Below are 11099 nucleotides of genomic sequence, written 5' to 3'. Positions count from 1 at the left end.
AGTATAGGAATAAACTCTTTTAGTAATAAGATTGAGAACAATATTGTTAAAAATAACAAGTCAAGCGGGATATTCTTTTTTGAAAACTCATCTGTTGATACCATAAAAAATAATATCATAAACAAAAATGAAAATTATGGGATTTTTATAGCTGAGAATTCTACTGCAGAAGATATTTCAGGAAATATTATTACCAAAAATGGGATAGACGGAATTCAAATTTATGGCAGTTCTTTAGCCAATAGCATAAGGAATAATTTTGTAAGTGAAAATATGATTGAGGGTATTACTGTAGCTGCTAATTCAATTGCAGATGATATTTCAGAAAATACCGTTGTCAAAAACCAGTTAGACGGGATTCGAGTATATTATAGTTCCTCAGTAAAAAATATTAACAATAATACCATAGAAGGAAATGCTTTCGAAGGCATTGCTTTATATTCTGACGCAACAACAGAAAGCATCTCAGGAAATACTGTTACTGAAAACGGTGAAGATGGGATTCAGATAAGTTACAGTTCTTCAGGCAATATAATGAATAATGAAATAAGTAACAATGCAAGGGTTGGCATTCTTATATCTACTGATTCAGCTTCAGAGAATATTTCAGGGAATACCATTAGTGAAAATGCTTTGTCAGGAATCGTTGTGCAGAATAATTCTTCTGCTGATATAAATAAAAATTTTATAAGAGGAAATATATATGACGGAATATTTATAGCCGGGAATTCAACCGCATCAATTGGATTAACCGGAGGAAAATTAAAAATTATCTCCAACGGCGATGACGGGATAGATATTGAACCGGATTCAACCGCAACAATTAATGTTCAAAATATATTTTTCAAAGGAAATAAAGACAAAGAGATTGAAGGGAAATATCAGAACCCGTAATGACAGAAAAGTGAATAGTGAACAGTGAATAGTGTTTAGTACAGACTTTTAACCTGCAAAATGTAGGGACAACCCTTGCGGTTGTCCAATGACAGTGGCAACATAACAGAAGCAAAATGTTGAAAATTTGAATTTAGGATTTGTTTAGAATTTAATTATTGAAGGTTTCAGGAAGTGAAAAAGAGAAATCCCATATTAGCAATTTTTGTGATAATTATTCTATCGCAAGCATCCTTTGCTCAGGGACAGGATATAACAAAGCTTGGTCTCTCTCTGCCTCCGTCTTTAAACTTTGCAACATCCCCGAACCCTGTTGGCTCCGGGGCAAGGGCAGTTGGAATGGGCGGGGCGTTTATTGCAGTTGCTGATGATGCAACCGCAGCATCGTGGAACCCCGGCGGGCTTATCCAGCTTGAAAAACCTGAAGTCTCAATTGTCGGGACTTATGACTATGTCAAGCAATCGCAGGATATGAAAGACAGGGAATCTGATATCTCGGACCAGAGGCTTGAAAGGGGTTCATTAAACTATTTAAGTTTTGTCTATCCATTCTTGCTTTTTGGAAAGAATTTTGTGGCTTCAATAAACTCACAGCGCCTTTATGACCTGCACGGCAGAACAGAAGCCATCTCCCTTTTTAAAACCATAGACGGCATACAGGAAATACATTCAACTCAGGGCGGAGAGCTGAGAACAATAACCCCAGCGCTTGCAGTCCAGATTACACCAACACTCTCACTTGGAACATCATTAAATTTATGGGACAAGAATTTTTCTAACTGGCAGCAGAATGTAAATATTTCAGCGTCAGGATTTGTTGCAAGTGGCAGCAAAATTCTTCCTTTTAAGGCACAAGGCTCAATCAAAGAGGAATACGACTTTACAGGGTTTAATGCCAACATAGGTTTTTTGTGGGAGATTAATAAAATGTTCACCCTCGGCGGGGTTTTAAAAACCCCGTTTCTTGCAAGAGTAAAACACCATCACAACTCATCAATGATTACAACCATAGCAGGTAAGAGCGACCCTATAAAAATAGGCAGGGATTTTAAGGAAAATTTAAAAATGGAAATGCCTGCCTCCTATGGACTTGGTTTAGCCACAAGGTTCTCAGACAGCTTCTCTATGGCACTTGACCTTTACATGACTGAGTGGGGAGATTTTAAACTCAGGGAGGGGAAAAAGAAGGGGCAGATTCTTGTTGAAGGCGGAGCACCTTCAGGAAAAGGGAAGGATATTCTTTCAGGCAAGGCAGATGCCACGACACAGATTCGCATTGGCGCAGAATATCTGATTATCAGGGGAAAATTTACTATCCCTTTAAGAAGCGGAATATTCTATGACCCTGAGCCTGCAAAAAATTCTCCTGATAGTTTTTACGGCATAAGTTTTGGAACAGGAATTGCGTGGGGAAAGATTATCTTTGACATTGCCTATACATACCGTTTTGGTAAGGCTTCAGGCGAGGCATCAGAACCGGATATTAAACAGCATATGATTCTGACATCAATGATAGTTCATTTTTGACATTATACCGATAGGCGGGGTTTTCTAACCCCGCTACAAAAAATTATGCCAAGGCTAAAACATATATCTTTAAAAGAATATCCATACATGATTACTACGGTTACTGTTAATAGAGAGCCTATGTTTGAGAATTCTAAATCTGCTGATATCATATTAGAAACAATTTTATTTGGCAGAAGGCAGAAATGGTATTTTCTCTTATCATTTGTAATTATGCCTGATCATATCCATCTGATTATAATTCCAGAGGATAAGACTATTTCAGAATGTCTGAAGTCTATTAAAGGTTTCTCATCACGTCAGATAAATGAAATACATAACAGAAAAGGAACTATCTGGCACAGTGGTTTTTATGATTACATCCTCGATAGTGATAACAAAGTATTAAGCAGAATCAAATATATAGAGGAGAATCCATTAAGAAAAGGAATTGTACACAAATTAGAAGATTATAAATACAGTTCCATAAGGCACAAGGATCAAACTGATTTAGGAAAGTTTTTTTAAATTAGCGGGACAAGAATGTCCCGCCTATCGTTGGGAATAATATATTCTGTAATAAACTTATATAAAAAATGAAAAAATATATCTTACTTTTACTCGCTGTCCTGTTTATAAGTACGACTACTTCTTTTGCCCTTCCATCGCCTGACAAGATAATCCCCGCAAAAGCCTCAGAACAGGCTGTGAAAAATTTACTGGATACCTTTAAGAAAGCCTTTAAAGAAGAAGACATAGACCTTCTTGACAGCATAATTTCTAAAAAAATATCTGACAGAGAAACCCTTATTACATCTTTTGGAAACAACCTTGACAGGTTCAATTTTATCTCAGCAATACTTAACAAAAAGAAAATAACTTTTGATAAAGACATAATCAAAGTCTCTGCAAGGTTAACCAAGACTGCTGAGGATGTTGCAAATGTGCTTAACGAAACACAGACTCATGATTTTTCTTTTAGAATTAATAAAAAGACAGACAAAGATGGAATTATTGAATTTCAGATAGCTTCATGCAAGGAAGGGAAAAACACAATAGTCATCAGAAATGATGCTATCAGCAAGGATGATAAAGATTTTGAGATAAGGGTTTGCAGTTCTAATTCCAATGGTTCATCAAATATACTTTCTGCTGAGGTCAAATTCCAGGGCTCAAAGGAATGGACAAAATTAGAGGACTCTACAGAAGATGAGAATATCTATTATTTCATAAATGACTCGCTCATTTTAAATGGATTAAAAGGCTCTTTCAAAGTTCCTTCAAAACCCGGAACTTATTATTCCAAGGTAAGAGTAAAAACAACTGATGGAAAAACCACTATATTGAAACACATTTTTAAAGTTTCACAAGGTAAAATTGAATCTGTGGATACAGGCTATTCTGATATATCTTTCATGGCTTCTACAAAAGATAAAAACGGAGTTTTGTGGTTTGGCGGAAGCAATGGAGGCAAGGTTTTCAGGTCAACAGATGGAGAAACACTTGAAGAGGTCTTTGATTTAGCCGGATGTTTGCCAGAGAAAACCCTACCTGATGATACATGGATAAAAGATATGACTGTAGATTCATTAAACAGAGTTCACCTGATATTTTATGGAAGAGAGACTGATGAAAAGGAAATTCTTACGAGAATAGTGGCAGGAGATGCAGCATTTGATGCAAATAAAGGAGATATAAACTGCGAAGATATATCTTTATTAATTGATTATGATTTAACTGATTATGGCACATATTTAGAATGGAAAGGTGATGAAGTTTATCCTTTTTATTATTCTTACAAAAAACAAACAATACCATCACCCTTTACGAAGGTTCTGCCAGCAAATAAAGGCTCTATCTGGCTTCTTGGCTCAGATGGAGGAGTTGCAAATTTTCAAGACTCAAGAGAAGAGAAATATAGTCCGGTGTTTAGAAGGTCAGATTCTGCTATCGCATCAAATATAGTTCCAACTGCAACTATTGATAAAAAAGGTAACATCTGGTTTGGAACTATAGCAGGAATAAATAAATATGATTCAACAGGCGGGGATTTTTCAGATTTCCCATATCTTCCTGATAGCACATTTGATTCGTCAGAGGTTGACACCCTTGAGAAATATTTTGATGACCTTGTATCCTCTATCATTGTTAATAAAAACATCTCCGGGATAGGAGAAGATGTTGCTGGTCTTAATCTTGTAAAAGAAGATTTTATCTGGTCATCTGCAACTGACAAGAGAGGAAAACTCTGGTTTGGGACACTTGGAGGAGGAATAAGGGTTTTAAGTAATGATAAAGAGATAAAAAATTTTCACCTGACAAAAGGGAAAGGATTGATAAGCAACAAAATTTTATCAATTGCAGTTGATAACGATAACAATATCTGGCTTGGCACAGAGCAGGGAGTGAGTAAGTTCAAAGTTCAAAGTTTAAAGTTTAAAGTTCAAAACTTCTCCACCCTTGATGGTCTTAAAAGCGGCATTATATGGGACATAACTCCAGATGATAACGGCAACATCTGGTTTGCAACACAGGGAGGGATATTTAGATATAATCGTGAATAGGCATAAAAATTCTATCTTATTAATGAGGAGAAAAATGTTTATCAATTCCCTCTCCCAATGGGGAGAGGAAGTAATAGAGGAGTTTGCTATGAACAAACGGATAATTTTTCTATTTATCGCACTCATTTTACTTAGTTCGCTTCTATCAATATTTTCCTGCTCCACTCCAAAAGGCGACCCCCGTTATGTAAAAGACGGGAAGCAATATGGAACAACTGAGGGGACTTTCAGGAACAGATGGTGGAATTATTATGATAGGGGAAACTCCTTTGCTGACGGAGAGTTTTTTGAAGAAGCAATTGCAGATTACAGGAATTCAATAAAGCAGAGAGATGAAGACCAGCGCAGGGCAAGAACCTACGGGATGCATTTTATTGACTATTTCCCTCACAGGGAGCTTGGTATTTCCTACTTAAATGCAGGGAAAATTGAGGATGCTATTAAAGAGCTTGAGGCATCTCTTTCCTCAGTAGAAACTGCAAAGGCAAAATACTTTTTAAACAAGGCAAGGCAGAAATTTCTTTTAGAAAAGAAAACTGATTTAAAGCCTCCATCCGTAACCATTGCCTCTGAAAAGAACAATTTAATAACAAATGAATTTTCAGTTGACCTTGAAGGAACTGCTGAAGACGATTTTTATGTATCAGGTATAACTATCAATGAAAAACCTCTGAGGATTGAGCTTGCAGAAAAGCGGATTGCTTTTAAAGAAAAAATTCCTCTTGGGCGCGGCATAAATCAGATTACCATAAAAGCCTTTGACCTTACAGGTAAATCATCAGAAAAAATCGTTGATATCAGGGCAGACAGAGAGGGTCCTATGGTTGATATAGAATCCCTCCAGATAACAGAAACACAGGGAAAACTCAAAGCCGGGATTTTAGCCTACGCATATGATGACTCAGAGATATCCTCGTTTATGATAAATGGCAAAGAAGTCTTGAAGGAAAGGGGCAAAGAAGTAAAGATATCCCATGAGGTTGATATCTCAGGCAGGAATGAAAAATTAATTTTTGAGGCAAGAGATATAATAGGAAACACGACTAGCGGGGATTTGAATCAGGAATCACTCAGTGAGATGACTCACTATCCGCAGTATGCTCATAAAGGGAATAAATTGCTGGCTCTTAATCCGTCTTTTCCTGCAATCAAATTAAAAGACCTTGACTTTATCAAGAATGTATTCCTCGACCGTCTCTACATTGAAGGCTCAGCCTCATCGCCAAACAACATCATATCCCTTGCAATTAACGGCGAGTCAATCCTTAAAAGAAAAGCAAAGAACATATTCTTCAACTTCCTGACTCCTCTTAACAAAGGTGAGAACAATATCGTTGTCATGGCATCTGATGAGAACGGATTGAAAGGAGAAAAAAGAGCAAAGGTGAAAAGGGAGATAGAAAAGGTAAGAGATATTGGTTCAAGGATGAGCATCTCAATACTTTCCTTTGAGAAAAAAGGGACCCCGTCTGTTGCCAGCGATATTGTCTATGACAATTTAATCACCTCATTTGAAAATTTAAAGGTTGAAGGTATAGGAAGATTTAACCTTGTTGAAAGAGCAAAGCTTGATGAGGTTTTAAAAGAACAGAAGCTTTCAAAAACTCCAATTGTTGACCCTGAGACTGCTGCAAGGATTGGAAAGATTGTAGCAGCAGAAGCAATCCTTATTGGAAGCATTGTTGAAACAAAGGATTCAATAGAAATCTATGCAAGACTTGTGAATTCTGAGACATCATCAATTATTGGAGCAAAAGATGTCTTTGACCAGAACAAATCCCTTCCGGGCATAAAGACCATGACTGATGGCTTGGCTTTGAAATTCAACCACCATCTTCCCCTTGTTGAAGGATTATTGATAAAGAAAAATGGAAAAGAAATTTTTGCCGACATTGGTTTAAACAAAGGGCTTAAAAAAGAAATGAAGTTCATTGTCTTTAAAGAGGGTGAAAAGCTTGTCCACCCGGTTACAGGAAAATTTCTTGGCAGTGACACAGAACCCCTCGGAGAAGCTGTAATCGAGCAGGTAAACGAGGATTTCTCAAAAGGTTCTCTCTTTAGGGAATTTAAAGCAGGAAAAATAAAGGTAATGGACAGGGTAATAACTAAATAGTGATAGGCGGGGTTAGAAAACCCAGCCTATCACTATTTTAGCTCACGCTGTCAGCGCTGCTGCTGGTTTGAATTTCTCAGGTCTTGCTAAAGTCACTTTTTGCTTATGGACTTCTTTTGATTCTTCTTCTTTAAGTTTCACAGACACAATCTTGGTAATGCCGGCTTCTTCCATTGTTATTCCGTAAAGGACATCTGCTGTTGCCATTGTCCTGTTTGCGTGCGTTATGACAAGGAACTGTGTCTTGTCAGAGAGTTTTTTGATAAAGTTATTTAAGCGCATAAGATTTGCTTCATCAAGCGGTGCGTCAACCTCATCAAGAAGACAGAATGGCGACGGCTTTATCAGAAAAACTGAAAAAAGAAGTGAAATAAAAGTAAGGGCTTTCTCGCCGCCTGAAAGAAGGCTTACATTCTGAAGCCTTTTTCCCGGAGGTTGTGCAACAATCTCTATTCCTGTCTCCAGAGGATTTGCCTCATCAACAAGCCGCAGCTCAGCATCGCCTCCTGAAAAGAAAAGCTGAAAAACTTCCCTGAATTTCTCGTTTATAATATTGAATGTCTCAATAAATCTTTCTTTTGAAGTCTTGTTAATCGTGGAAATTGCCTTTTTGAGCGACTCAGCAGAATCAACAAGATCTTTTTTCTGTGCCTCAAGAAAATCAAAACGTTTTTTCTGCTCCTCGTATTCAGTAATGGCTCCAAGGTTCACAAGCCCGATTTTTTCTCTCCTGCTTTTAAACTTCTGCAACTCCTCCCGAATCAGGTTCAGATCATCTCCGTCAGCAACCATGTTTTTTGCTTCATCTGCAGTTTTTGAATAGCCTTCAGCCAGCGCTTTGTTCAAATTATTAATCTCTATGCTTATCTCTGTTCTCTGTTTGTCGATTCCACTAAGTTCCTGATTCAGCGCTTCGCACTCTTTCCTGATAACCCTTATTTCTGCTTCAAGGCTATTATGATTATACAGAATGCTTTCCATCTCCGCTTTTCTCAAGTTGAGGCTCTCTCTTATATCTTCACCCTCCTTAAGTTTTGCTTCAAGCTCAACCTTCATTTCCTTAATCAGTTCATTTGACTCGAAAATCTTTTTATCTGCATCGCTTATATCAAGGTTCTCCTTTGATATTCTGTTTGCCACATCATCAAGAGAACTTTTTAGGCTTTCAATCTGAAACTCAATCCTCTTCTCCTCTTCCTCATCCCTTGCAACACCAACCTTTAATTCTGTAAGCTTGTCTCTTTCCTTCTCAAGCCTGTCCTGAACCACACCAAGCTCTTCCTGCATTTTATTCAGATTTCCCTCTACATCTCTCTTGGCCTCTTCCTGAAGGGCAAGCCTTTCCTGATAGGATTTAAGCTCCTTTGCAATTTCCTCTCTCTCATAAAAAATTCCGTCAATCTCAAATGCAATCTGCTCTATCCTTTCATTAACTCTTTTCCTGCCATCAGCTTTAACTTCAAGGTCTTTTGCAAGATGCACCTGCCTCACCTGTATTTCTCTCAGCTCCTTTTCCAGATTCTCTTTCTCAGTTTTATCATTTAAAATACCCTCTTTCAGCTCAGCGCAAATTTTATCAAGCTCTTCTTTTTTTCCTGCAAGGACATTTATCTCTTCCTCAAGCTCTTTTGCCTCGCGCTTTTTCATCAAAAGCCCGTGGTCAAGAACATTTGTTGCGCCACCGCTTACTGCTCCGTTATGAGCAATAATATCTCCTGAAAGAGAGACATAGGAAAACCCGTTTCCGTTACTTTTCCAAAGCTCATAAGCCTTTTCAAAAGAATCAACAACTATGACATCTGATAAAAGGTAGTTTACAAGATTTGAGAATTTTTCAGGATATTTTATAAAATCAACAGCCATTCCAGCCACTCCCTGTGCATTTTTAGAAACCTCGTGCGCCACGTGAAGCCCGCCTGATGCTGATTGTTTTGGATGCAACGGAAGAAAACTGCTTCTCCCCTCACTGGAGGTCTTAAGATATTCAAGCGCTCTTATTGCCTCGCTCTGCGATTCAACAATTACACTCTGCAATTTGTCCTTAAGAACCGCCTCAATTGCAACCTCATATCCCTGTGTGGTTTCAATAAAATCAGAAAGCGTTCCTAAAACTCCCCGCCATTCATCACCATTCACCTCAATCTCTTTCAGTATAGCCTTTACACCCCTGTCAAAACCCTCATGGTTATCGAGGATTTTCTTCAAAGAAGAAATTTCAGATTTTTTTAAGGTTAATGTGTCAGCAACCTCCCTAATCTCTTTCTCAAGGGCTGATAGTCTGTTTTCTTTCTCTTCAAGCTTTGATATCAGACTATTTATCCCGCCTGTAACCATGGAATGGTTTTCATTGACCATTCCTATTTCCTCATTTATCTCAGAAATTTTCTTTTCAATTTCCTCAAGCTCAAAAGTCTCTTTTTCTTTCTCTTCCCCTTCTGATTTCATCCTGCGGTTTAAATCCTCTACTCTTATATCACCTTCCTGAATTACATTTCTTGTAGTGCTGATTTCTGCAATAAGCTCGACTATTTTATTTTTCTGAGCCTCAATCAAATCAAGCTTTGAGGATACATCCTTTTTTAAACACTCAAAATTCTTTTCTTTTTCCGAAAGTTCAGCCTTCCTGCCGGTCAGCGCATCCCTGATTTTATCCTTTTGGATTTCCCTTTCTGAAAGCTCGCATTTAAACTCATCCATCTGAAAATTTAAAATGTTTATGTCATCACTGGCTTTTGATTTGATGTTATCCATATGCGATATTTCTTTTCCAAGCAACTCTATGCGCGACCTGACACCTGAAATTTCCATATCCTTCTGATGGAAACCATCCTGAAGCCCTCTGAGTTCTTCTTCTCTCTTCATAATATCAAGCTTTATCTCTTCAAATTTTGATTCAAACTCCATGAGCTTTGAAGATTTCCCGATTTTTTCATCCTGAAGCCTCACAAAACCATCTTCAAGGGGTTTGTAATTCGCTTCAAGGCTTTTGAGTTTCAGGGCAGCTATCTTTATTTCAAACTCGCTTATTTTCTTCTGGAATTTATTGTAGACCTTTGCCTTCCTTGCCTGCCGGACAAGTGAGTTCACCTGTTTTTTTACCTCAGAGATAATCAAATCAACTTTTACAAGGTTCTCCTTTGTATGTTCAAGCTTTTTTTCTGTTTCTTTTTTTCTCAACTGATATTTTTCAATTCCCGCTGCCTCTTCAATCAGGCTTCTCCTCTGCTCAGCGTGTGATGTCAGGAGTTCTGAAACCTCTCCCTGTTTTATTATTGAGCAGGCTTTTGCTCCAACGCCTGTATCAAGAAAGAGTTCATGAATATCTTTTAGCCTGCACAAAGTTTTGTTTATGTAGTACTCGCTCTCTCCTGATCTGTAGAGCCTTCTTGTTATCATAATTTCTCTAAAATCTTTGTAAACTGAACCAAGGTTTCCATTATCATTGGAAACAGTTAATGTAACCTCTGCCATGCTCATTGGTTTTCTTGATTCAGTTCCATTGAAAATTATATCTTCCATCTTCTTGCCTCTCAAATGCTTTGCACTCTGTTCTCCCAGAACCCAGCTTATTGCATCTGATATGTTGCTCTTTCCGCATCCATTAGGACCAACAACTGCAGTAATTCCCGGCTGAAAAGCTATTTCAACCTTGTCTGAGAAGGATTTAAAACCAATGGCTTCAACTTTTTCTATTCTCAAATCTTTCTCCTTTTAATAAGAGATTACACAGATTTTAGAATGATTACTCAGATTTCTTAAAACAAAAAATCTTTTTTTTGCAGTCTGCAATATGTGAAGTTATTTGTAAACTTTTCCACACCACAACCATTTGATTAAACAAGTTTTTTAAATCTCAGCAATCTTATTTTAATCTATGTAATCAATTTATAGAAATCATAGCATGGATTTTGGGTCAGTGTCAAGAAATTAAAACAATATATTGAGATTTTATTTTTTGACAATACTGTATGTAGTGCTAACAAAGGGAATAGAGGGTTTACTGTTCACTATTTACTGACTAC

General features: G+C 37.5%; 5 protein-coding genes and 1 pseudogene (1 of these 6 cut by a window edge). 5 read left to right on the top strand and 1 reads right to left on the bottom strand.

All coding sequences use genetic code 11. The annotated features are described in order from the left end of the window. The 5 genes and pseudogenes from A3H37_01475 to A3H37_01455 form a co-directional block, all read left to right on the top strand. Window positions 1-894: pseudogene (locus tag A3H37_01475) on the top strand (hypothetical protein); it begins 2343 nt to the left of the window's first position. Between the two features lie 174 nt (window positions 895-1068). After that, complete coding sequence (locus A3H37_01470) at window positions 1069-2421, top strand: hypothetical protein (protein ID OGL49685.1); 1353 nt, start codon at window positions 1069-1071, stop codon at window positions 2419-2421. A 120-nt stretch (window positions 2422-2541) separates the two neighbouring features. Then, window positions 2542-2928 carry a hypothetical protein gene (locus A3H37_01465; protein OGL49684.1) on the top strand — a complete coding sequence of 129 codons (387 nt, stop codon included), beginning with the start codon at window positions 2542-2544 and terminating at the stop codon, window positions 2926-2928. A gap of 68 nt (window positions 2929-2996) precedes the next feature. Next, complete coding sequence (locus tag A3H37_01460; protein ID OGL49683.1) at window positions 2997-4964, top strand: hypothetical protein; 1968 nt, start codon at window positions 2997-2999, stop codon at window positions 4962-4964. A gap of 34 nt (window positions 4965-4998) precedes the next feature. Next, on the top strand, window positions 4999-7077 hold the full coding sequence (locus A3H37_01455) for a hypothetical protein (GenBank protein ID OGL49682.1): 2079 nt from the start codon (window positions 4999-5001) through the stop codon (window positions 7075-7077). Window positions 7078-7119: 42 nt separating this feature from the next. On the opposite strand, the gene A3H37_01450 is transcribed toward A3H37_01455, so the two are convergent. Then, window positions 7120-10776, bottom strand: a complete 3657-nt coding sequence (locus A3H37_01450) for a chromosome segregation protein SMC (GenBank protein OGL49681.1) — start codon at window positions 10774-10776, stop codon at window positions 7120-7122. Window positions 10777-11099: the final 323 nt, after the last annotated feature.

The organism is Candidatus Schekmanbacteria bacterium RIFCSPLOWO2_02_FULL_38_14 (assembly GCA_001790855.1).
In the GTDB taxonomy this organism is placed as follows: domain Bacteria; phylum Schekmanbacteria; class GWA2-38-11; order GWA2-38-11; family GWA2-38-11; genus 2-02-FULL-38-14-A.
The sequence above is the reverse complement of the archived record's forward strand: the minus strand, read 5'-3'. Positions and strand labels throughout refer to the sequence as shown.